We start from the raw sequence: 23,481 nt of genomic DNA, 5'->3' as shown, positions 1-23,481 counted from the left end.
GAATATTAATTTTGTTGTTAAAAAATGCAAAATAGTAGACCAATAATTGTTATTTTTTCTACAATTAATAAAAAAATAGTAAAAAAAAGCATTAAAACTAACTTTTAGTCTTAATACTTTTACAAAATTACTAATAATCAGATGTAATTTTACTATCTTTATTTACTATAGCTATAGATGCGCTAGCACCTATTCTATTTGCACCAGCTTCTATAAACTTCAGTGCATCTTCTGTTGTTCTAACTCCACCAGAAGCTTTAACACCTATTTGCGGACCAACTACTTTTCTCATTAACTTAATATCTTCTACAGTTGCACCACCAGTACTAAAGCCAGTTGAAGTTTTGACAAAATCTGCACCTGCTTCTACAGAAAGTTCACAAGCTTTAATTTTTTCTTCTTCTGTTAATAAGCATGCTTCTATTATAACTTTAACTATAGCTTTATCTTTAGCAGTTTCTACAACTTCTTTTATATCTTTTAATACTAGATCATAATTTTTATCTTTTAATGCACCTATATTTATAACCATATCAATTTCATTTGCACCTAATTCAATAGCTCTAGCTGTTTCAAAAGCTTTTGCTTTTGAATCCATAGTTCCTAGTGGAAAACCTACCACTGTACAAACTAAAACACCTGAATCTTTTAATTCATCTGATACAAATTTTGTATAACAAGAATTAACACAAACAGATTTAAACTTATATTCTTTAGCTTCATCACATATTTTTTTTACTTGTTCTATAGTGGTATCTGCTTTTAATATTGTGTGATCAATCATTGAAGCAATATTCATTTATAAAACCTCCATTATCTAATAAAACACTAATTTTAGTGCTTTTGAAAAATTTAATATACCCCTATGGGGTATATTAATATAATAAGTTAAATTATAGCAATAGTCAATAGTTAGCTTACTCATCCACAAAGGGTAAGTTTCCATAGGTTAAATTATATAAATTTATAATAGTTTATCCTATGATGAAAATAATATTAACTATCTATATTAGAGCTTAAAAATTAATATCATCTAATATTTTAAATAATTTACTGTACTTATCTAATTTTGTCTTATCTTCAATTTTAAATCCTGAATTAAAGAAAGTGACATTACCATTACCTTCATTTAAAGAGTTCATTTCTTTCAGTGTTCTTTTAAGATTTTTTACAGTACCAATGTTTCCATCAATTATGTTAGTGTTTGATGGAAGCAATTTTTTAAACACATTTTTATAGAAAGAAAAATGAGTACATCCTAATACAATAGTCTCATAATTATTTAAATCATATTTAGTTAATTGGTCTTGAAGATAAGGTAATACTATTTGTTCATTAAACTCAAATCTTTCCGAAAATTGAACTAATCCTGGAAGAGGTAGTAAATCAACAATATGTTCATTATCTAATTTAGTAATAAGGTGCTGTAATTTTTCTTCCTTTAGAGTTAAAGCAGTAGCAGTTACTAGAATTCGTTTACCTGAAGCGTTATTTTTTTCAACAGCAGGTTTTATGGCAGGTTCCATACCTATGATTGGAACATTATATTTAGATCTTAAATCTTCTATTGCTACGCTTGTACCAGTATTGCAGGCTATAACTATTGCTTTAACATTTTGAGTCATAATAAACTCTATAGCATTAAAAATATGTTTTTTTACTTCATCCTTAGGCTTTGGACCATATGGGACATTTAATGTGTCAGCGTAATATATATAATCTTCATGAGGTAACATTTTTAATGCTTCATGTAATACAGTAATACCCCCAATACCAGAATCAAAAAATCCTATCTTCATTCTTATTCCTCCAATAAGTAAAGTTTATATATAAATTTAATATATATGCAATTTTATTATAATACAAAATGGATTTTATTGCTTCATATAATTTAACTATTTTTCAGCAAATATAAATTAATTTAACAGCAATCAACTAAGAATTAATTTAGTTATCTATAAAATCATTTTAATAGATTGTAATAGTACGAAAGGTAAAGTTTATATGCGTTTTATCTAAGTAAAAGAATAATATAATATCTTTATAGGGCATAGGGGAGAAACTAAGATTCTAGTCTATAGAATTTTAATGTAATAAAAAATAGAAGCCACATATATGACTTCTATGACTTCTATTTTTTATTATATTAAATTTTTTTTATCATTTCAAATACAAAAGAATCCTTATTAGATTTTTTATTTAATCTGCCTGATAGGCTGTAGGATAATAACAAGAAAATAAATCCTATAGCACTACCATATAATTCATAATTTTTCATTCCTAAGGATTTAAATAAGACTATTCCACCTATAAGACCTAATAGGGTCATTACAGTTGGGAAAAAATATGCCCAAAAGGTCATTTTAGAAAATGTTTTATCTTGTATAGAAACTAATACTTCATCACCGATGGAAGCATTTAAAGTATTTTCTATGCTTATAAGTACCATATCAGAAGGGCAGCCAGATTTACATCCAGAACAATTGCCGCCACAACCTGACTTTTTAACAAAAGCAACTTCAGCAATGCCACCATTTACTTTTTTTATACGTCCTTTTTGTTCCATGTTATCACCTCAAAAGAATTCATTCTAATTTTAATAATAAAAGACTTACAATTGTAAGTCTCTTATTATTTATATTATATAACTAATTTGCCACTTCAGCAACTTTAGGCTTACGTAAATTTTCAATTGAATTTTTAGGACATTTGTTTGAACAAATACCACAATTTACGCATTTATCGTAATCAATTACTGGTAAGTTATTTTCCATAACAATTGCTTCTTTTGGACAATTTTTTGCACATAATGAGCAAGTTATACAACCTACAGAACATACGTCTATAACTTCTTTGCCTTTAGCTTTTGAATTACATTGTACACGAACTTTAGAATTTTTTGGAAGAATTCCGATAATACCTTTAGGGCAAGCGTTTACACAAGCACCACAGGCAACACATTTATCTTCTATAATTCTAGCAACACCATCAACAATTTCTAAGGCATCAAATTGACATACTTTAACACAGCTTCCTAGACCTAAACAACCATCTATACAGGCTTTTGAACCATTACCAGGTACATTCATAGCTTCATTACAATCCCTTATTCCAAAGTACAAGCTTTTTTCTTTGGCAACACTACAAGTACCGTTACATCTTACATAAGCCACCTTAGGATCGCTTTCTTCAAGAGATACACCTAAAATATTAGATATTTTTTCAGCACAAGCTGAACCACCAGGTGAACATAAATTAGGAGCTACTCCTTCAGATACTACAGCTTCTGCATATGCATCACAACCAGCGAAACCACATCCACCACAGTTTGCTCCAGGTAAGCAATCTCTTACTAAAGGGATTCTTTCATCAACTTCAACTTTAAATTTATCGTTAGCATATCCAAGTAGTAACCCAAATAGAAGTCCAAGACCACCAAGGCTTAATACGGGATATAAAATTGCTTTTAATTCCATTAAAAGACCTCCTTATATAAGACCATTGAATCCAAAGAAAGCAATTGCCATAAGACCAGCAGTTACTAGTGCAATCGGTAATCCTTTGAATGCTTCAGGCATGTCAGTATTTTCTTCCATACGCTCTCTAAGACCAGCTAAAAGAACTATAGCAAGCATATATCCTAAAGAAGCTCCTAAGCCATTGACTATAGCTTCAAGTAAGTTATATCCCTTTTCCATGTTTAAAACCGCAATACCAAGTACAGCACAGTTTGTTGTTATAAGTGGTAAGAATATACCAAGAGCTCTATATAATCCAGGGTTAGTTTTCTTTACAACTATTTCAACAAATTGTACTAATGATGCGATAACAAGTACAAAGGCTAAAGTTGATAAATATTCTATGTGAAGCGGTACTAATATAAACATATTTACAATGTAAGTAATAATTGAAGATAAAACAATTACAAAGACAACGGCAAAACCCATACCTTTAGCAGTTTCTGTCTTTTTTGATACCCCTAAGAATGAACATATTCCTAAGAATTTAGCTAGTAATACGTTATTAACAAGTAACGCACTTATAAATATACTGAAAAGTTCCAAATTTATTCACCTCTCTATTGCTTATTTTATAGCTTCAGCTTTTTTTTCTTTAGATATTTTAACTTGATTCATTTTAGATATTTTAACTTGATTCATTATTGAAAGTAAAATTCCTAGAGTTATGAAAGCACCAGGTGCTAATTGCATAATTCCCATTGGTTCATAAGAACTTGGAAGTATTTGGATTCCATATATTGTTCCAGCACCTAATAGTTCTCTTATGCATGCAAGTACAGTTAAAGCTAAAGTAAAGCCCAGTCCCATACCTATAGCATCAAATATAGAACTCACTACAGAGTTTTTAGATGCATAAGCTTCAGCTCTACCTAAAATTATACAGTTAACAACTATAAGTGGTATAAATATACCTAAAGACTTATAAAGATCCGGTAAGTAAGCTTGAACTAAAAATTGTATCAAAGTAACAAAACTAGCTATTACAACTATAAAAGCTGGGATTCTTATTTTATCAGGAATAAGTTTTCTAAGTAAAGAAATAACTGCATTTGAACCAATTAGAACAGCAGTAGCTGCAAGTCCCATACCTATAGCATTTTCAACACTACTTGTAACAGCCAAAGTAGGACACATAGCTAGAACTTGTACAAAAACAGGATTCTCTGTAAATAATCCAGTTTTCAATCTTTCTATAAGTTTCTTCATGATTACTGTGCTCCTTTCAATTGTTCATTAAATACTTTTGTTGCAATGTTTACACCATTAGCAACTGCTTTGGATGTAATCGTAGCACCAGAGATAGCAGCAATTTGATCATCTCCTGAAGCAGCACCTTTAACAACACTTAATTCACTATCTACTTTTTTTTCTTTAAAGGTATCAGTAAATTCAGGCTCTGCTGCCTTTGCTCCAAGTCCTGGCGTTTCAGTATGTGATAATATTTTTATTCCTTTTACTGTTCCATCAGAGGATATTCCTACCATCATGTTAATAGGACCACCATATCCACTAGTAGAAACATTTATACAATATCCTACATTTGCTCCACCTTTAATACCGTTTTCAACGGCAATAATTTCAGGTGTTGAACCATTGTCAAATTTAAATTCTTGAAAATCTTCTGCATCTGGGAGTATTTCTCTCATTGCAGCATTTTTTTCTTCTTTTTCTTTAGCCATAATTGGCCCCATTGTTACGGAATAGGCAATTCCTAAAATTATTCCAGCAATAGCTGTAATTGTAAGAAGTATTCCACCTAGTTTTAAATTCTCTTTCACTTATTTTACCTCCCCGAACGCACGTGGCTTAAAAAATTTATCAATCATAGGTACAAACAAGTTCATGATTAATATTGAATAAGATACACCTTCTGTATATCCTCCAAATATACGTATTACTGCAGTTAAAATACCACAACCAATACCGAAAACTATATGGCCTTTTTTAGTCATTGGAGAAGTGGTATAGTCGGTAGCCATGAAACAAGCACCTAAAATTAATCCACCTGAGAACATTTCTACTAAAGCTTGTTGTGCGACAAATCCGTCTCTTCCAAATTTTCCGAGTACTAATGTTAGTATAAAAGTAGTTGCTATATAACTTACAGGTATATGAAGCTTGATAACTCTTCTATAAAGTAAATAAGCAAATCCTATTAATAATGCTAGTGCTGAAGTTTCACCTATACATCCACCAACATTACCTATAAATACATCCCAAAGTTCAGGCATTGCACCACCACCATTTTTGAATATTGCTAGTGGAGTAACTGTAGCTATGCCATCTAAAGTCCATGTTGTCATATGAACTGGATATGCAGATAATAAAAATGCTCTTGCAGCTAAAGCGGGGTTGACTATATTTTGTCCAATACCCCCAAAGAAGCATTTAACCACTATGATTGCGAATGCACTTCCAATAATAGCTACCCATATAGGGGTTGTTGGTGGCATATTGAATGCTAATAATATTCCAGTAACAACTGCACTTAAGTCATATATTTTAATTGGCCTTTTAGTAATCTTTTGAAATAAATATTCAAATGCTACACATGAAACAATACAAGTAGCAGTGACTATTAAAGCATTAGCTCCAAAGAAATATATTCCAGCAACTAAAGCAGGTAATAGTGCAATAATAACATCTCTCATTATAGTATTAACGGTTTCTTTTGATTTTATATGAGGAGATGATGATACCGTATATAATTTATCTGACATACTACTCACCTCAATTTCTTTTGACTTTATATGAGGAGATGATGATACCGTGTTTAATTTATCTGACATATTATTCACCTCAATTGTTTATTTTTTCTTTCTATTATTTAGTATTACTCGTTTTCCTTCACGGCAAGTTTGAGTTAAATGACGTTTAGCAGGACAAACATAAGTACAAGCGCCACACTCAATACAGGATAGTCCATTGCTATTCTCAAAACTTTCGAAATCTCCTCTAATTACATAACTATTAAGTTTAGATGGTATTAAGAACATTGGGCAAGCTTCTACGCATTTTCCGCATCTAATACAGTTAGATTCTTCTGTAAGTTCTGCTTGTTTTGCAGTTAGAGATAATACCCCAGAAGTTCCTTTTATAACAGGCGTATCTAATGTAATAAGGGTTGTACCCATCATTGGACCACCAGAAATTATCTTAATTGGTTCTTCATTAAAACCATTACAAGCTTCAACTAATTCACTTATTTCAGTTCCTAATTTAACTCTTAGGTTCTTAGGATTTTTTACTGCTTCACCAGTAACTGTAACTACTCTTTCAGTTAAAGGTTTACCTGTAAATAACACATTTCTAATTTCATATGCAGTTGCAACGTTTTGAACTATACATCCTACATCAGCAGGTAGCTTTCCTGTAGGGACTTCACGTTTAGTAATTGCATAAATTAATTGTTTTTCAGCTCCTTGAGGATATTTAGTTTTTAAAGGTTTAACCTCTATATTTTTTAGTTCTGCAACGGCAGATGACATAATTGAGATAGCATCTTTTTTATTATCTTCTATACCTATGTAGCATTTTGCATTTGGAAACATGTGAGATAGTATCTTAACCCCTTCAATAATTTCCTTATAGTTTTCTACCATTAATCTGTAGTCACAAGTTAAGTAAGGCTCACATTCTGCCGCATTAATTATAATGCTATCAATTTTTTTGTCGCTACCTGGAGATAATTTTACATGAGTAGGGAAGCATGCTCCACCTAATCCAACTACACCAGCTTCATTAATTATAGAGATTATTTCTTCATTATTTAGCTTTGTGTAATCATGAGCTGACGCTTCAATTTCCTCATACAATCCATCATTTTCAATAATAACAGACATAATTTTTCTACCATTTGTATGAAGCATTGGAGCAATATTTTTTACAGTTCCAGAAACGCTTGAATGTATTGGAGAAGAAACAAATCCTGCAGCCTGTCCAATTTTTTGACCAACGAGAACTCTATCTCCTTTATTTACTATTGGTTTACATTCACCACCAATATGTTGAGACATAGGAAAGACTAAATCTCCCTTTGGAAGTAATCTTTCAATTGCACTATTTTCAGTTAAGTGCTTTCCGTGTGGGGGATGAATCCCACCTTTGAAAGTTAAAAGTCCCATAATGACCCTCCTTTTGTTATAAATAATACAAATTTTCATAATTTATTATACCGCTTAAATATGTAAGGTGCAATAATTATAAGCAATATAGAGAAAATTGTAAAATATATAAGTGGTTTTTTTATATATTTTTAAAATAATTAAATAAAATTTAAAAATATGTGAAAAAATAAAAAAATAATTTAAAAATCTTGTTGATTTTTTTAACAAAGGTATGCTAAAATAAAATTAAATCATAAACAAGTGTTTATGAAATAAGCATAAGATTAGGAGGTTTAAATGACAAAGCGGGAAGAAGAAATATTAAATTTAATAAAATCTAACCCTTTAATATCTCAAAATGAGCTCAGTGAAGTTCTAGGGATTACCAGATCCTCAGTCGCAGTTCATATTGCAAATCTTATTAAAAAAGGATATATATCGGGTAAAGGTTATATAATTAATGATGAAAATTTTGTCACTGTAATTGGTGGCGCTAATGTAGATATTTTGGGATTTTCGTCTAATGAATTAAGATATAGAGATTCTAATATTGGAAATATAAAAGTCTCATTAGGTGGAGTGGGAAGAAATATAGCGGAAAACCTAGTTAGACTTGGAATTAATACTAGATTGATAACGGCAATTGGTGATGATATCTATGGTACAAAGATATTAAATGAATGTAGAGATATAGGTATTGATTTAGAACATAGTTTAAAATTAGAAGGATATGATTCATCAGTATACATGTCAATTTTAGACTCAAGTGGAGATATGCATTTAGCTATATCGCAAATGGATATTCTAGATAATATGTCTATTGATTTTATAAAGCAGAAGAAAAATGTAATCGAAAGTTCAAAAATATGTATTATAGATACTAATCTTCCTAAAGAAATTATTGAATATACAGTAAATAATTTTAAAGATACAAAATTTTTCTTAGATACTGTTTCTACTGAAAAAAGTAAAAAAGTTAAAGATATTATTGGAAGATTTCATACTATTAAGCCAAATAAATATGAAGCAGAAATATTGTCTGGCATAAAGATTACTAGTAATGAAGACTTACCAAAGGTATGTGATTATTTCTTAAATAAAGGAGTAGAAAGAGTAGTTATTTCTCTAGGAGCAGAAGGAGTTTACTATAAAGATAAGTCTACATCTAAATATGTGCCTAATTCTAAGATAAAAGTAGTGAACTCAAACGGAGCAGGTGATGCTTTTATTTCTGGGCTAGTTTACAGTTATCTAAATAATTTTGATATTGATAATACAATAAAATTTGCTATGGGATGTTCTTATTTAGCACTATCCCATGAAAATACAATTAATCCTAATATAAATTTAGACAGTGTTAATGAAAAATTAAAGGAGATGGAATTATGTTAAAAAACTATTTAGAAATAAGTGAAGAAGTATCAAAAGCATTAAGTGAGGGAAGACCAGTAGTAGCATTAGAGTCTACAATAATATCTCATGGTATGCCTTATCCAAGAAATGTTGAAACTGCATTAAATGTAGAAAAAATAATAAGAGAAAACGGTGCTGTACCTGCAACTACAGCTGTATTAAATGGAAAGATAAAAGTTGGACTATCTGCTGAAGAAGTAGAATACTTAGGAAAAGCTAAAAATGTTATTAAAATGAGCAGAAGAGATATGCCATTTATAATAGCAAATAAATTAGACGGTGCAACAACAGTAGCAGCTACTATGATAATTGCGCAATTAGCAGGAATTAAAGTTTTTGCTACAGGCGGAATAGGTGGAGTTCATAGAGGAGCACAAGAAACTTTTGATATATCTGCAGATTTAGATGAATTAGGAAAAACTAATGTAGCAGTAGTATGTGCTGGAGCAAAATCTATATTAGACATAGGTTTAACATTAGAATACTTAGAAACAAAAGGAGTTCCTGTTTTTGGATTTAAAACAGAAGAATTACCAGCTTTCTTTACTACTAAATCTGGATTCAAAGTAGATTATAAAATTGATAGTGAATTAGAATTAGCTAAAGCTCTAAAAGCTAAATGGGATCTAGGTTTACAAGGAGGAGTAGTTATAGCTAATCCAATACCTAGTGAATACGCTATGGATTTTGATAAAATAAATAATGCTATAAATGATGCTGTAAAAGAAGCAGAAGAAAAGGGTATAAAAGGTAAAGAAAGCACACCTTTCTTATTAGGTAAAGTTAAAGAAATTACTGAAGGACAAAGCTTAGAAGCAAACATTCAACTTGTTTACAACAATGCAAAATTAGGTGCAAAATTAGCTGCTGAGCTTAGCAATTTAAAATAGAAGATAATTTATAAAGAAGCAAGTTCACAAATATAATAATTTGTGAACTTGCTTCTTTTATATGCCTATATTAATGTAGAGAATTTTGTACTAGAGAAAGAAATAAAACTATGCTATTATGAATATTGGGAAAAGTTACATATATTTTATTTGGGGAGGAAGTGACATATGGAGAATAGCTTAGATAACAAGAGAAGGTTTTATAAGACAATGTTATCTTTAGCACTTCCAATTATGATTCAAAATTTAATATCATCATCATTAAATATGGTTGATACTATGATGATTGGAAAATTAGGAGAAGCACAAATTGCATCTGTAGGTCTTGCAAATCAATTTTATTTTTTATTCTCCTTATTTATTTTTGGATTAAATAGTGGATGTGCTATATTTATAGCTCAATTTTGGGGGAAGAGAGATGTTAAAAGTATAAGAAAAGTATTAGGATTATGTATAATCTTAGGTAGCTTAGGAGCGGTATTCTTTACAATAGTAGCATTGATATTTCCTGAAAAAGTTATGAGCTTTTTTACTAAGGATAGTATGGTTATTTCATTAGGAGCAGATTATTTGAAAATTGTAGGGTGGAGTTACATAATAACTGCCATTAGCTTTGCATTTTCTTTTGCATCAAGAAGTATAGGAAGAGCCAAATTACCTATGGTTACTAGTGCAGTTGCACTAATATGTAATACCGTTTTTAATGCAGTACTTATATTTGGTAAATTAGGCTTTCCCGTTTTAGGAGTTAAAGGTGCAGCTATAGCTACGGTTATAGCAAGAGTAATTGAGATGGTACTAATTCTATCTGTTACATATACAAGAAAAACTGCTTTAGCTGGTAAGCTGAAGGAATTTTGCGATTTAAGTAAGGAATTTATATTTAACATAATTAAGACTATATATCCTGTAGTAATAAATGAGATATTTTGGTCTTTAGGTATAACTATGTATTCTGTAGCCTATGCAAAAATTAGTACTAATGCACTAGCAACTTTTCAAATTGCAGGTACAGTTCAAAATATATTTACTGTAGCGGCTTTTGGACTTGCTAATGCTTGTGCTGTAATGATAGGAAATGAAATTGGTGCTAATAGAGAAGAAAATGCTATGACTTTTGCTAAAAGGTTTATTAAAGTAAGCTTTTCACTGGGAATACTCATAGGTGCATTATTGTTTATTTTCTCATCATCAGTAGTTTCAATGTATAACGTATCACCAGAAGTTATTCGTAGTGCTAAGATAATACTTAGAGTATTCTCCTTTGTTATACCTTTTAGAATGATAACTTCACTGTTCATTGTAGGAATATTGAGAAGTGGAGGAGATACAAAATACTCATTAATTCTTGAGATGAGCGGGGTTTGGCTAGTGGGAGTTCCTATTGCATTTTTGGGCGCCTTAGTATTTAAATTGCCTATAGAACTTATAGTTTCGTTAGTGTACCTAGAAGAGATAGTTAAAATATCTTTTTGCTTTCCAAGGCTTTTTTCTAAAAAATGGATACGCAATTTAGTAAAAGATATTTAAAAAACTTTAAAATAGTATAAAATAAGAAAGTCTATACATATAATATGCATAGACTTTCTTTAATTATTTATTTGATTTGTAACAAGTCATAAAGAATTTTAATATGTTTACTGCAGCTAGTCCAACTAAAATATATACAAGTCTACTTAAAAATACAGTAATAGATGGTGATGGAATTAATGAAAAGAATTTCGCTATTAAATTGAAATTAAATAATCCAACTAATCCCCAATTAAAAGCACCAATTATTACTAATACAAAGGAAATTTTGTCTAATAAATTGACTCTATACATAATATTCCCCCTAAAACTGATATTTATATGTTCAGGAATATTCAAAAATAACTAGTCAGTACGCTCGTCTATTTTTCGTTATACTGCGTCACTAGAACTCCATGATAGCTGGACTATCATGAAAACCTGATGCAAAATATATTTCGCATATTTGACTAATTATTTTCTTTAATATACCCTATATAAATATATGTTTTAAATAGTGTTTTAGAACGAATTAAACACGAACAAATATATTACTTTTTTATATTAAGTATGTTATAATATGAATGATATTATAATAATAATAAATTAAGTACGGAGGAAACTATGAGAAATTTATATAGTTCACCATTTAATAAAAGATATTCTTCAAAAGAAATGTCATACATATTCTCAGATGAAATGAAATTTAAGACTTGGAGGAAACTTTGGATTGCACTAGCAGAAGGAGAGAAGGAATTAGGTCTTAATATTACGGAAGAGCAAATAAATGAGCTAAAAGAAAATATAGATAATATAGATTTTGCAGCGGCAGAAGCAAAAGAAAAGGAAATACGTCATGATGTTATGAGTCATGTGTATGCTTATGGTTTAGTAGCGTCAAAGGCAAAGGGAATTATACATTTAGGAGCTACTAGCTGTTACGTAGGAGATAATACAGATCTTATAGTTATGCGAGAAGCCTTATATTTAATTAGAAAAAAGCTTATTAATGTAATTAATCAATTAAGTATTTTTGCTATGAAGTATAAGGATATGCCTACCTTAGGCTTTACACATTTGCAGCCAGCTCAATTAACTACAGTGGGAAAAAGAGCTACATTATGGATTCAAGAACTATTGATGGATTTAGAAAATCTAGATTTTGTTATTGAAAATATGAAATTTAGAGGAGTAAAAGGAACTACAGGAACACAAGCTAGTTTTATGGCTTTATTTAATAACGATGAAGATAAAGTTAAAAAATTAGATAAGATAGTTTGTGAAAAAATGAAGTTTAAGGCTTCTTACCCAGTAACAGGTCAAACTTATTCAAGAAAATTAGATTCTATAATTTTAAATACCTTATCAGAAATTGCTCAAAGTGCATATAAGTTTAGTAATGATTTAAGAATACTTCAGAATATGAAAGAAATGGAGGAACCCTTTGAAAAAAATCAAATAGGCTCATCTGCTATGGCTTATAAGAGAAATCCTATGAGAAGTGAAAGAATAAGTGCACTTTCAAGATATATTATAATAAATTCATTAAATCCAGCTATAACTGCAGGAACTCAATGGTTTGAAAGAACATTAGATGACTCTGCTAATAAGAGGATATCGGTAGCAGAAGGTTTCTTAGCTTTAGATGGAGTTTTAAACTTATACTTAAATATAACAGAAAATATGGTTGTATATCCTAAAGTAATAGCATCTCACGTTAACAACGAACTGCCATTTATGGCAACGGAAAACATATTAATGGAGGCTGTAAAACGTGGTGGCGATAGACAAGAATTACATGAAAGAATAAGAATTCATTCTATGGATGCAGCAAGGAAAGTTAAAGAAGAAGGGGAGAGCAATGACTTAATTCAAAGGATTATAGAAGATGATAGCTTTAACCTTACAAAAGATGAAATTCTTTTAATTATAGATCCAAGCAAATTTACTGGTAGAGCTAGTGGTCAAGTTGATGATTTCATTCAAGAAATTGTTAATCCAATATTAGAATCCAATAGAGAATTATTAGGAGAAAGTATTGAAATAAACGTATAGAGCTTATAATAATGTATACTCATAGAAATTAAAGAGTATATAAAAATAAAATTTTATATAACATTGCAAAAGTGGATTCCCAAGAATCCACTTTTTTGTATATAATCTTATTACATAGAAGTTAAGATTATAAAATATAAAAGAGGATATAAAAAATAAACTAGTAGATTAAGAGGAGTGAGAATAAAAATATATGAAGGATTTAATTGATAAATTATATAAGACAAATAACTTAGAAAAAGAAGAGTTCATATTTTTGATAGAAAATATTAATGCTGAAGTTAGTGAATACCTTTTTAAAAGATCTAGATATTTGAGTGAGAAACACTTTGGAAAGGATATTTATCTTAGAGGACTAATCGAGTTTACGAATTACTGCAAAAATGATTGTTATTATTGTGGAATAAGAAGAAGTAATAGAAATTCTAATAGATATAGACTTAATAAGGAAGAAATATTGTCATGTTGTGGAACAGGATATAAGTTAGGTTTCCGTACATTTGTTTTACAAGGTGGAGAAGATGGTGCTTTTACTGACGATATAATAGTTGATATTGTTAGTAATATTAGAAAGAGCTATCCTGATTGTGCTATAACACTTTCAATGGGGGAAAAAAATTATGAAAGTTACTTAAAGTATTTTAAAGCAGGAGCAGACCGATATTTACTTAGACATGAAACAGCTAATAAAGCGCATTATGAAATGCTCCATCCCAATAAACTTTCTTTAGAGAACAGGAAAAATTGCTTATATAATTTAAAAGAAATTGGATATCAAATAGGTACTGGATTTATGGTTGGCTCACCTTACCAAACAGCAGAGCACATAGCTGATGATTTGTTATTTATCAAAGAATTATCTCCTCATATGGTAGGAATAGGTCCTTTTGTTTCACATAAAGATACAAAATTTGCAAAATTTCCATCAGGCAGTGTTGATTTAACTTTATTTTTAATAGGACTTTTAAGACTAATGCTTCCAAAAGCTCTCATTCCAGCAACAACTGCACTTGGGACCCTTGATAGTAAAGGTAGAGAAAAGGGAATATTGTCCGGAGCTAATGTATTGATGCCAAATCTATCTCCTGTAAGTGTTAGAAAAAAATATGATTTATATGATAATAAAATATGTACTGGGGAAGAAGCGGCAGAATGTAATGTTTGTTTGAGAAATCGTGTAGCTTCAATAGGCTATGAGATTGTGGAGTCGCGTGGTGATTATAATGATATTTCTACTAGTACAAATGAAAGAGAAAAAACATATCCAAAAACTATTACAATATTATAGATGGAAGTATTTAATAATTTTGATATAAAAAAATTAAAACACTTGTTAAAGATGGGATTGAAATAGGGGATAGGAGATAGAATAGGCGTCAAAGAATCCTTATGATAATGTAGATTATAGACATGAAAAAAGGATCATTTTAAAATTTTAAATAAATTATTATTTAAAAGCTGTTAACAAAGCATGTTTGTTAACAGCTTTTTATTTTATCTATTAACAAAAGAAGATAAGAAAAGTTTACCTTCCGTACTTAGTTTTATTAAACTGTAATCTTAAGAAATCTTAAGGTTTAATTATAATTTTCTTAAAGTTATTTTTGTAATATTTGTAATATAAGTTATTAAGCAGTATGAAAATACAATATAAAAAATAAAGGGGAATTAATACTTTATATATCGCTGGTAGGGTGCAATAAGTCTACAGGAGGAGATTCAAAACAATCTAAAAATAAAATTAAAAAAACAGATACTACAAAAGAAAATGCAGAAAGAAAATTTGAAGAGTTAGGAATTGAATTCAAGCTACCTAATAAGTGGGAAGCGAAAGAAAGAAATATAGATATGTATGGAACCTTACCAGAAGAAAATGTAGAAGGACAGCTAATCATTAGTTTTATACTTGATGAGACTATGGATAAGGCGCAAAAATTAAATAAGGATTCAGAGAAAATTCCGGAAACAGACAAAGCAAAAATCAAAGAAATTGCAGCAGAAATTATGGATTTAACTAAAGAGTTTAAAGAATTATGTACTGTAGTAAGTATAGATAAGAGCAAAGCAGAAGGCAAAGTTCAAAAAGAATTATTCTCAAAATATGAAAATAGAGATTTAATAGGTAAAGAGGGCAATCTTGAATTTTATTTATTATATAATAATAAGCCTGATATTAATGGTTTATCAGAAAAATCTAAGAAAGACTATGAAGAAATACATGGAGAAATTAAAGAATTTAAAAGTTTAATTAAAGTATTTAAACCAGTATCGGAAAAAGAAAAATTAAGCAAATATAAGAAATTCGAATTTAAAACTAAAACTATAGATGGTAAAGAAATAGATAGTAGTATTCTTAAGGATAGCAAGCTTACAATGGTAAATATATGGGCTACATATTGTGGACCATGTATAGAAGAAATGCCGGATATTCAAAAGCTTTATGAGGAAGTTAAAGGTGAGAAGATTAATGTGATTGGTCTTATTTCAGATACGCCAGATGAAGACAATGAAGAATTAGCTAAGAAAATTTTATCAAAAAAAGCTGTAAAGTATACTAATATTATTCCAGATGAAAGTATTAAAAATAATATATTAAAAGATATTTCGGGAGTTCCTACTACATTTTTTGTTGATAGTGAAGGAAATATTATTGGAGACTTTTTAGTAGGCTCTAATAGCAAAGAAGAGTTTAAGAGAAAAATTGAAGATAGATTAAAACTACTACCTCATCTTATAATAGGTGAGGTAGATATCACAAGTAGAATTTATATATCAATAAAGGATGTGAAATCTATGAATATAAGTAAATTCAATAAAAGTGAAATACTTATAAAATATAGTATCTTAATTACGAGTATTTTATTCATTTTCACTGGGATATATAGAAATGAAGTAAGAATTGTATTAAAAAAGGCAATAAACATATGTCTGGAGTGTATAGGAATTGGATAAAAGAAGGATAACACAAATTATTGCAGCTATAACTACAAATGCAAACATAAATGGATTTTTAGAAGGTAATATATTTAGAGGAAATACAAAAAAAATCTGTGTTCCAGGTCTAAACTGTTATTCTTGCCCTGGAGCTCTAGGATCTTGCCCTATAGGTTCTTTACAGGCTGTTATTGGAACCATAAAGTATAATCTTTCATTATATATAGTTGGACTTATGTCTTTATTTGGTATTATATTTGGTAGATTTATATGTGGGTGGTTATGTCCCTTTGGTCTTATTCAGGATCTATTATATAAAATACCTTCTAAAAAGATAAATGTAAATCAAAAAGTAAATAATGTACTTAAATATCTAAAATATATTATATTAGCATTATTTGTTATAATATTACCTATATTTTTAGTAAATGAATTTGGAATAAGTCCTCCTTATTTTTGTGAATATATATGTCCGGCAGGAACATTAGAAGGTGGAATACCGTTAATTTCATTAAATAAATCTTTAAGGGGAGCTATAGGATACTTATTTGCCTGGAAGATATTTTTGCTAATTATCATTATTATAGCATCAATATTTATATATAGACCGTTTTGTAGATATATATGTCCATTAGGAGCATTTTACTCATTATTTAATAGAGTAAGTTTCTATAAATATGAAGTAGATAAAAATAAATGTACAAGCTGTAATGCTTGCACATATAAATGTAAAATGAATATAGAAGTTTATAAAAATCCTAATAGCTCTGAATGTATTAGGTGTGGGGAGTGTATAAAAACATGTCCTACAAAGTCTATAAAAAAGGATTTAAATTTTAAAATCTTAAATGTAAATAAGCTGAGAGCCGATGATATTGATGTAGTTAAGGAATCTGTGGTAAAAAATGGGGATTAAAAAATAGATGATGAATTAAAATGAAATCAATATAGTTTAAGTCAATCTACAAGAACAAGAAATTGAAATTATATCTAAAAAATAAGAATAATAAAGTTTTAATTAATATAAAAGTTATTGTATAGATTAAATATAAAACATTATAAAAATTGGGTTTCCTATGCTATACGTATGAAAGAGTCAAGGCCGAATGATGTAATAGACTTTAAATCAGTTATTGCTCCTCCATTAGTAGATTTTGTTGTTAAATATAATAAAAATAATCAAGAAGCGAATCTGATGGTCTTTAATATTAAAAATTAATATTAAAAATTTAATTCAATTTAGATAATAAAAGAATATTAGATGTAGTATCTTTAATATTAATTTTACTACATCTAATATTTTTTTATTAACAATATTTAGCTATTAACATAATATGAGTATATAAATAGATAATTATATATGTGTAGAGTTATTATTCCTTATTTTTTAAAGTGTATATTGACAACATATAGATAATAGTCTATATTATATACATAGACAGTCATCTATGTAATGGTTGATTAAAGTTAATTTAAGGTATGAATAATATTTAAAAATAGTTGAAATGTTATACGATTTAGACAAATAAGCATTGTTACTTATACAGATAAAAATACATTTCATTTAATAGAAGGAGTGAATTAATATGAAAAAAATGATTATATTTGACCCAGCTATGTGCTGTTCGACAGGGGTTTGTGGCCCAAGTGTAGATCCAGAATTATTAAGAGTTTCAATTGTATTAAACAATTTGAAAAACAAAGGAATATTAGTTGAGAGGTATAACCTTACTAGCAATCCGCAGATATTTGTTGATAATAAAGTAATAAATGAAATTTTAAACAAACATGGAGTAGAAGTGCTTCCAGTAATAATGGTGGATGGTGAGGTTGTAAAAACAAAAGCTTATCCAACTAATGAGGAATTTTCTAAATTACTAGATATACCAGAAGATTATTTAAAAACTACAATCAAAATAAAATCTAATAATTGTTGTTGTGATGGTGGATGTTGTTAATATAGAAAAGAGGGATACAAATGTTTAGAAATTTTAAAGTATCAGATATAAATCTAACTAAGTATTTATTTTTTACTGGAAAAGGAGGAGTTGGGAAAACTTCAACAGCATGTGCAACGGCAGTAGCCTTAGCTGATGAAGGTAAGAAGATTATGCTCATAAGCACTGACCCAGCTTCAAATCTTCAAGATGTTTTTAATACTGAACTGACTAATAAAGGTGTCGCTATAAAAGAAGTGGAAAATCTAGTTGTTGCGAATTTTGATCCTGAGGAAGCAGCCGCTGAATATAGAGAAAGTGTAATAGCTCCATATAGAGGAAAATTACCGCAAACTGTTATAAATAATATGGAAGAGCAACTTTCAGGCTCATGTACTGTTGAAATAGCTGCATTTAATGAGTTTTCAAGTTTTATAACTGATGAAAAAGCAGAAGAGGAATATGATCATATTATATTTGATACAGCCCCAACAGGCCATACTCTTAGAATGCTTCAACTTCCTTCTGCTTGGAGTAATTTTATTAGTGAAAACACTCACGGTGCATCATGTCTTGGGCAGCTTTCAGGGTTAGAAAGTAAAAAGGAAGTTTATAAAAGTGCTGTTGCTACTCTAGCCAATAAAGATAAAACTACCCTTATTCTTGTATCACGCCCAGAAGCTTCACCATTAAAAGAAGCAGAAAGAGCATCTAGAGAACTTCAGGATATAGGGGTTAATAATCAAATTTTAGTTATAAATGGACTTCTTAAAGAACATGATGATTCTCTTTCAACTGCCATTTATAATAAGCAGCAGGATGCGCTAAAGGACATACCAAAAGGAATTAAAAATATTGAAACCTTTGAGATTCCATTAAGACCTTATAATGTAACAGGTATTGAAAATGTAAGGTCATTTTTAAAAGAAAGCAATGTTAGATTTAATAGCGAGAAGCTAAATGTTACTAACATTTCTAAGTTAAATGATGTAATAGAGGACTTATATACCAATGACAAAAAAGTAATATTTACGATGGGTAAAGGTGGAGTAGGTAAAACTACTATAGCTGCTGCAATTGCATTAGGACTTAATAAAAAAGGTAAGAAAGTTCATTTGACAACTACTGATCCAGCAGCACATTTAAAGTTTGTGTTAGAAGATGGTTGTGGTATTACATTAAGTAATATTGATGAAAAGAAAGAGCTTGAAAAGTATAAGGAAGAGGTACTAAGTAAAGCTAGGGAAACTATGAGTGAAGATGATATTGCTTATATAGAAGAAGATTTAAGATCTCCTTGTACTCAAGAGATTGCAGTGTTTAGAGCATTTGCTGAAATAGTAGAAAGATCAGAAAATGAAGTTGTAGTTATTGATACTGCACCAACAGGTCACACACTGTTACTATTAGATTCAACTCAAAGCTATCATAAAGAAATACAACGTTCTCAAGGGGATATTCCAGAGTCTGTTAAAAAACTTTTACCTAAACTAAGAGATGAAAAGGAAACAGAGGTTATTATTGTAACACTTGCTGAAACAACTCCGGTTTATGAAGCTATGAGATTGCAAAAAGATTTAGAAAGAGCTGACATACACAGTAAATGGTGGGTAATTAATTCAAGTTTCTATGCAGCTAATACAACTAATAATATTTTAAAAGTAAAAGCAAGTAATGAGGTGCAATGGATAAATAAAGTTAATGAAATATCAAAAGGAAACTTTGCACTTATAGAATGGATGCCAGAAGAAATAAAAGGAGATAAACTTTATCAGTTAATCGATTAGAACTAAAATTCCACTACAAAACAATAAAAAATCTTTGTAGTGGAATTTTAAAAATAATAAACTCAGATAGGAATTATTTTATAGGAATATAATTATATAAAAAAATAAAATGTTTCAGTAAAAGGAGTGATAAGTATGAGTAAAGAAAAAGCATCTGGAATAGGATTTTTTGAAAGATATTTAACAGTATGGGTTATAGCTTGTATGGTTTTAGGTGTGCTTATTGGAAAGTTTATTCCTGGTATTCCAAACTTTTTAGGCAAGTTTGAGTATGCTAATGTTTCTATTCCAATAGCAATACTTATTTGGTTAATGATTTATCCTATGATGATGAAAGTAGATTTTCAAAGTATTAAAAATGTGAGAAAAAATCCAAAGGGATTATTTATAACATGGGTTACTAATTGGCTTATTAAGCCATTTACTATGTTTGGTATAGCATCATTGTTTTTTTATGTTATATTTAAAGGATTAATTCCTGCAAATCTTGCAAAGGATTATCTTGCAGGAGCAGTATTATTAGGAGCAGCACCATGTACTGCTATGGTTTTTGTATGGAGCCACCTTACAAAAGGAGATCCTGCATATACAGTTGTGCAAGTAGCAACTAATGATCTTATTATTCTTATTGCATTTATACCTATTGTTAAATTTCTACTAGGAATAAGCGATGTATCAGTACCATGGAATACACTTATTTTATCAGTTGTTCTTTTTGTAGTTATTCCATTATTAGGAGGTATTTTAACAAGAGTATTTATTACTAGAAATAAGGGAAAAGAGTATTTTGAAAAGGAGTTTATTCGTAAGTTTAATAATGTAACAGTGATAGGCTTGCTTTTAACATTAATAATTATATTCTCATTCCAAGGAGATGTAATCATTGAAAATCCACTCCATATTATTTTAATTGCAATACCACTTATTATACAAACATTTTTAATTTTCTTTATTGCATATATAGCAAGTAGAATACTAAAGCTACCACATAATGTTGCAGCACCTGCAGGTATGATTGGAGCATCTAACTTTTTTGAATTATCTGTAGCGGTAGCAATTGCATTATTTGGAACAACATCACCAGTAGCACTTGCTACAATTGTTGGAGTTCTTGTAGAAGTACCTGTAATGTTAATGCTTGTTAAGATTGCTAATAATACAACTGAATGGTTTCCTAAATAAGTAGGTCTTAACAAATAAGATATAAATTATAATTGAAAACCCTCTGTTTAATACAGTGGGTTTTTATCCGGGGATTATTGACACAATATATATGAAAGTATATATTGTGAATAGACAAACATCTATATAAGGAGTGATTAAATGAGTTTAAATTACGAAGAAAATTCAAAGATTATGAAGGCTGTGTCTGATCCAAATAGATTAAAAATAATTGATATTCTATCCTGCGGAGAGAGATGTGCTTGTGATATATTAGAGTACTTTAATTTTACACAACCAACACTATCACACCATATGAAAGTATTAATTGATTGTGGTATTGTAGATTCTAGAAAAGAGGGCATCTGGAATTATTATTCATTAAACAGGTCTAACTGTAATAAATTAGTGTTATTCTTTATGAATCTTATAACAGATACGGATGACTGTATATGTAAAGATAAAGCAAAATGTGAATGTAAATAAAAGGTGGAAATTTTTATGAGGATTTTAGTTATAGGAGCTGTAGCAGCTGGAACCTCAGCAGCAGCAAAAGCCCGTAGAAACAACGATAAAGCTGAGATAATTATATATGAGAAAGATAAAGATATATCTTATTCAGGTTGTGGACTTCCTTATTACATAGGTGGAGAAATAGAGAATATTGGAGAGCTTACACCAAGAGATCCTATATTCTTTAAGAAGAAATATAATATTGATATTTTTATTGGACATGAAGTATTAGATATTAATCCTCAAACTAAGGAAATTACAGTTAAAAACTTACATACAAATAAAGTTTTTATAGATAACTATGATAAGCTGGTTGTTGCTACAGGTGCAGAACCTTTTATGCCTAATATAAAAGGGATAGATAGAGGAAATGTATTTTTCTTAAGAAATGTTCAAAGTGCTAGAAATATTAAGAGCTTTATAGAAGAGAAAAAACCACAACATGTAATAATTGCTGGAACAGGTTTTATTGGCTTTGAAATGCTTGAAAATTTAATGTCTTATGGGATAAATGTAACTATTGTAGAAAAGGAAAATAAAATAACACCTAATCTTGATGAAGATATGGCTACTTTTTTAGAAAACACTTTAAAGAAAAGAAATATTACTATTATAAAAAATACTAGCACTGTTGAAATAAATGAAGGTAAAGCTATTTTAGATAATGGAAAAGAATTAAAGTGTGATATGACAATTATGGCTACAGGTGTAAGGCCTAATATTGAATTAGCAAAGAATTCTGGAATTGAAATTGGAGTTACTGGAGCTATAAAAGTGACTACTAAAATGGAAACAAACATAAGGGATATATATGCCTGTGGAGACTGTATTGAAACATTTTCAATAGTTACAGGAAAGCCAATTTATAGACCACTAGGCTCAACAGCTAACAAAACAGGAAGAATTGCAGGAGATGTAGTTACAGATGGTAATCTAAAATATAGAGGGAATTTAAGTACAGGAATATTTAAGTTTTTTGATATCACCGTTGCAAGTACAGGGTTATCTGAAAAAGAAGCAATATATGAAGGGTATGATATAGCTATATGCCATAATATTAAGCCTGATAAACCAACATATTTTAATGGTAGAGAAATGCTTATAAAAGCCATTGCAGATAAGAAAACAGAGAGAATATTAGGAGTACAAATTATAGGTTATGAGGGTGTTGATAAGAGAATAGATGTATTTGCTACATTAATAACATACGGAGCAAAGATTGATGAGCTTTTCCATTTAGATTTAGCTTATGCACCACCTTTTTCAACAACAAAAGACCCAGTTCACTATACAGGGATGATATTAGATAATGCAATTAATAAGGAGAGACCGATTATTACTAGTAAAGAGGTTGGAAATCTAATAAATAAGGGAGAAAAGGTTCAAATTGTTGATGCAAGAGTATATAAACAATATAATGAGGGGCATGTAGATACAGCAATAAACATACCACATAGTAATCTTAGAGATGAACTTGATACTTTAGATGAGGATATTCTAACTATAACATATTGTAACAAAGGTGTAACTGGAAATGCAGCTCAAAATATATTGATTAATTATGGATTTAAAAAGGTTTATAATCTTTCAGGAGGACATAAATTTTATAATGCAATTAAAAATAAAGAGTAACTTATATTAATGTGAGTTAACCT

Annotated in this window: 23 protein-coding genes; 13 read left to right on the top strand and 10 right to left on the bottom strand. The window is 29.4% G+C overall.

Annotated elements, in window-relative coordinates; translation table 11 throughout:
- Positions 1-130: 130 nt before the first annotated feature.
- The 9 genes from deoC to rsxC all read right to left on the bottom strand — a co-directional run bounded on the left by deoC (position 131) and on the right by rsxC (position 7,645).
- Positions 131-799: a deoxyribose-phosphate aldolase gene (gene deoC, locus ACWPW7_RS14540; protein WP_454054093.1), complete on the bottom strand. Its 669-nt coding sequence runs from the start codon at positions 797-799 to the stop codon at positions 131-133.
- Positions 800-1,016: 217 nt separating this feature from the next.
- Entirely contained in the window at positions 1,017-1,799 is a 783-nt protein-coding gene (gene murI, locus ACWPW7_RS14535) for a glutamate racemase (RefSeq protein ID WP_454054092.1), read from the bottom strand.
- A gap of 347 nt (positions 1,800-2,146) precedes the next feature.
- Positions 2,147-2,566: a SoxR reducing system RseC family protein gene (locus ACWPW7_RS14530; protein WP_454054091.1), complete on the bottom strand. Its 420-nt coding sequence runs from the start codon at positions 2,564-2,566 to the stop codon at positions 2,147-2,149.
- Between the two features lie 82 nt (positions 2,567-2,648).
- The gene (locus tag ACWPW7_RS14525) at positions 2,649-3,476 is read right to left on the bottom strand and encodes an RnfABCDGE type electron transport complex subunit B (protein ID WP_454054090.1); all 828 of its coding nucleotides are present in this window, start codon (positions 3,474-3,476) and stop codon (positions 2,649-2,651) included.
- Between the two features lie 12 nt (positions 3,477-3,488).
- Complete coding sequence (gene rsxA, locus ACWPW7_RS14520; RefSeq protein WP_454054089.1) at positions 3,489-4,064, bottom strand: electron transport complex subunit RsxA; 576 nt, start codon at positions 4,062-4,064, stop codon at positions 3,489-3,491.
- 21 nt (positions 4,065-4,085) lie between these two features.
- Positions 4,086-4,727 (bottom strand): electron transport complex subunit RsxE, encoded by a 642-nt coding sequence (rsxE, locus tag ACWPW7_RS14515; protein WP_454054088.1) that lies wholly within the window; start codon positions 4,725-4,727, stop codon positions 4,086-4,088.
- A gap of 2 nt (positions 4,728-4,729) precedes the next feature.
- The gene (locus ACWPW7_RS14510; RefSeq protein WP_454054087.1) at positions 4,730-5,299 is read right to left on the bottom strand and encodes an RnfABCDGE type electron transport complex subunit G; all 570 of its coding nucleotides are present in this window, start codon (positions 5,297-5,299) and stop codon (positions 4,730-4,732) included.
- The gene (locus ACWPW7_RS14505; RefSeq protein ID WP_454055513.1) at positions 5,300-6,241 is read right to left on the bottom strand and encodes an RnfABCDGE type electron transport complex subunit D; all 942 of its coding nucleotides are present in this window, start codon (positions 6,239-6,241) and stop codon (positions 5,300-5,302) included.
- Between the two features lie 87 nt (positions 6,242-6,328).
- A complete protein-coding gene (rsxC, locus tag ACWPW7_RS14500) occupies positions 6,329-7,645 on the bottom strand; it encodes an electron transport complex subunit RsxC (protein WP_454054086.1) in 1,317 nt (438 codons plus the stop codon).
- Between the two features lie 279 nt (positions 7,646-7,924).
- Between rsxC and ACWPW7_RS14495 the strand changes: the two genes are divergently transcribed.
- The 3 genes from ACWPW7_RS14495 (at position 7,925) to ACWPW7_RS14485 (ending at position 11,460) form a co-directional block, all read left to right on the top strand.
- On the top strand, positions 7,925-9,019 hold the full coding sequence (locus ACWPW7_RS14495) for a PfkB family carbohydrate kinase (RefSeq protein WP_312573422.1): 1,095 nt from the start codon (positions 7,925-7,927) through the stop codon (positions 9,017-9,019).
- The gene (locus tag ACWPW7_RS14490) at positions 9,013-9,930 is read left to right on the top strand and encodes a pseudouridine-5'-phosphate glycosidase (protein WP_454054085.1); all 918 of its coding nucleotides are present in this window, start codon (positions 9,013-9,015) and stop codon (positions 9,928-9,930) included. The genes ACWPW7_RS14495 and ACWPW7_RS14490 overlap by 7 nt, the downstream gene beginning before the upstream one ends.
- A 168-nt stretch (positions 9,931-10,098) precedes the next feature.
- The gene (locus ACWPW7_RS14485; RefSeq protein WP_291565692.1) at positions 10,099-11,460 is read left to right on the top strand and encodes an MATE family efflux transporter; all 1,362 of its coding nucleotides are present in this window, start codon (positions 10,099-10,101) and stop codon (positions 11,458-11,460) included.
- 63 nt (positions 11,461-11,523) lie between these two features.
- On the opposite strand, the gene ACWPW7_RS14480 is transcribed toward ACWPW7_RS14485, so the two are convergent.
- The gene (locus tag ACWPW7_RS14480) at positions 11,524-11,754 is read right to left on the bottom strand and encodes a DUF378 domain-containing protein (protein WP_291565691.1); all 231 of its coding nucleotides are present in this window, start codon (positions 11,752-11,754) and stop codon (positions 11,524-11,526) included.
- 309 nt (positions 11,755-12,063) lie between these two features.
- Between ACWPW7_RS14480 and purB the strand changes: the two genes are divergently transcribed.
- From purB to ACWPW7_RS14430, 10 genes are all read left to right on the top strand, one after another.
- Complete coding sequence (purB, locus tag ACWPW7_RS14475; RefSeq protein WP_454054084.1) at positions 12,064-13,494, top strand: adenylosuccinate lyase; 1,431 nt, start codon at positions 12,064-12,066, stop codon at positions 13,492-13,494.
- 193 nt (positions 13,495-13,687) lie between these two features.
- Entirely contained in the window at positions 13,688-14,782 is a 1,095-nt protein-coding gene (gene hydE, locus ACWPW7_RS14470; protein ID WP_454054083.1) for a [FeFe] hydrogenase H-cluster radical SAM maturase HydE, read from the top strand.
- 560 nt (positions 14,783-15,342) lie between these two features.
- A complete protein-coding gene (locus ACWPW7_RS14465; protein ID WP_454054082.1) occupies positions 15,343-16,446 on the top strand; it encodes a CD1871A family CXXC motif-containing protein in 1,104 nt (367 codons plus the stop codon).
- Positions 16,439-17,344: a 4Fe-4S binding protein gene (locus ACWPW7_RS14460; RefSeq protein WP_454054081.1), complete on the top strand. Its 906-nt coding sequence runs from the start codon at positions 16,439-16,441 to the stop codon at positions 17,342-17,344. Before ACWPW7_RS14465 ends, ACWPW7_RS14460 begins: the two co-directional genes overlap by 8 nt.
- Before the next feature lie 117 nt (positions 17,345-17,461).
- Entirely contained in the window at positions 17,462-17,647 is a 186-nt protein-coding gene (locus ACWPW7_RS14455; protein ID WP_454054080.1) for a hypothetical protein, read from the top strand.
- A 367-nt stretch (positions 17,648-18,014) separates the two neighbouring features.
- Entirely contained in the window at positions 18,015-18,386 is a 372-nt protein-coding gene (gene arsD, locus ACWPW7_RS14450; RefSeq protein ID WP_454054079.1) for an arsenite efflux transporter metallochaperone ArsD, read from the top strand.
- Positions 18,387-18,406: 20 nt separating this feature from the next.
- Positions 18,407-20,152 carry an arsenical pump-driving ATPase gene (arsA, locus tag ACWPW7_RS14445; protein WP_454054078.1) on the top strand — a complete coding sequence of 582 codons (1,746 nt, stop codon included), beginning with the start codon at positions 18,407-18,409 and terminating at the stop codon, positions 20,150-20,152.
- Between the two features lie 135 nt (positions 20,153-20,287).
- A complete protein-coding gene (gene arsB, locus ACWPW7_RS14440) occupies positions 20,288-21,334 on the top strand; it encodes an ACR3 family arsenite efflux transporter (protein ID WP_454054077.1) in 1,047 nt (348 codons plus the stop codon).
- A gap of 141 nt (positions 21,335-21,475) precedes the next feature.
- A complete protein-coding gene (locus ACWPW7_RS14435) occupies positions 21,476-21,799 on the top strand; it encodes an ArsR/SmtB family transcription factor (RefSeq protein WP_454054076.1) in 324 nt (107 codons plus the stop codon).
- A 15-nt stretch (positions 21,800-21,814) separates the two neighbouring features.
- Positions 21,815-23,458: an FAD-dependent oxidoreductase gene (locus ACWPW7_RS14430; protein ID WP_454054075.1), complete on the top strand. Its 1,644-nt coding sequence runs from the start codon at positions 21,815-21,817 to the stop codon at positions 23,456-23,458.
- The last annotated feature ends 23 nt before the right edge of the window (positions 23,459-23,481 follow it).

The organism is Clostridium sp. Marseille-Q7071, from assembly GCF_965112025.1.
The sequence above is the reverse complement of the archived record's forward strand: the minus strand, read 5'-3'. Positions and strand labels throughout refer to the sequence as shown.

Bases quoted from the DNA above. Each gene is read 5' to 3' on its own strand.
- ACWPW7_RS14465 (WP_454054082.1), top strand. From the start codon at position 15,343: ATGTATGGAACCTTACCAGAAGAAAATGTAGAAGGACAGCTAATCATT.
- arsB (WP_454054077.1), top strand. From the start codon at position 20,288: ATGAGTAAAGAAAAAGCATCTGGAATAGGATTTTTTGAAAGATATTTA.
- hydE (WP_454054083.1), top strand. From the start codon at position 13,688: ATGAAGGATTTAATTGATAAATTATATAAGACAAATAACTTAGAAAAA.
- purB (WP_454054084.1), top strand. From the start codon at position 12,064: ATGAGAAATTTATATAGTTCACCATTTAATAAAAGATATTCTTCAAAA.
- arsD (WP_454054079.1), top strand. From the start codon at position 18,015: ATGAAAAAAATGATTATATTTGACCCAGCTATGTGCTGTTCGACAGGG.
- rsxE (WP_454054088.1), bottom strand. From the start codon at position 4,727: ATGAAGAAACTTATAGAAAGATTGAAAACTGGATTATTTACAGAGAAT.
- ACWPW7_RS14480 (WP_291565691.1), bottom strand. From the start codon at position 11,754: ATGTATAGAGTCAATTTATTAGACAAAATTTCCTTTGTATTAGTAATA.
- ACWPW7_RS14525 (WP_454054090.1), bottom strand. From the start codon at position 3,476: ATGGAATTAAAAGCAATTTTATATCCCGTATTAAGCCTTGGTGGTCTT.
- ACWPW7_RS14495 (WP_312573422.1), top strand. From the start codon at position 7,925: ATGACAAAGCGGGAAGAAGAAATATTAAATTTAATAAAATCTAACCCT.
- ACWPW7_RS14490 (WP_454054085.1), top strand. From the start codon at position 9,013: ATGTTAAAAAACTATTTAGAAATAAGTGAAGAAGTATCAAAAGCATTA.
- arsA (WP_454054078.1), top strand. From the start codon at position 18,407: ATGTTTAGAAATTTTAAAGTATCAGATATAAATCTAACTAAGTATTTA.
- murI (WP_454054092.1), bottom strand. From the start codon at position 1,799: ATGAAGATAGGATTTTTTGATTCTGGTATTGGGGGTATTACTGTATTA.
- deoC (WP_454054093.1), bottom strand. From the start codon at position 799: ATGAATATTGCTTCAATGATTGATCACACAATATTAAAAGCAGATACC.
- ACWPW7_RS14435 (WP_454054076.1), top strand. From the start codon at position 21,476: ATGAGTTTAAATTACGAAGAAAATTCAAAGATTATGAAGGCTGTGTCT.
- ACWPW7_RS14530 (WP_454054091.1), bottom strand. From the start codon at position 2,566: ATGGAACAAAAAGGACGTATAAAAAAAGTAAATGGTGGCATTGCTGAA.
- ACWPW7_RS14430 (WP_454054075.1), top strand. From the start codon at position 21,815: ATGAGGATTTTAGTTATAGGAGCTGTAGCAGCTGGAACCTCAGCAGCA.
- rsxC (WP_454054086.1), bottom strand. From the start codon at position 7,645: ATGGGACTTTTAACTTTCAAAGGTGGGATTCATCCCCCACACGGAAAG.
- ACWPW7_RS14485 (WP_291565692.1), top strand. From the start codon at position 10,099: ATGGAGAATAGCTTAGATAACAAGAGAAGGTTTTATAAGACAATGTTA.
- ACWPW7_RS14505 (WP_454055513.1), bottom strand. From the start codon at position 6,241: ATGTCAGATAAATTATATACGGTATCATCATCTCCTCATATAAAATCA.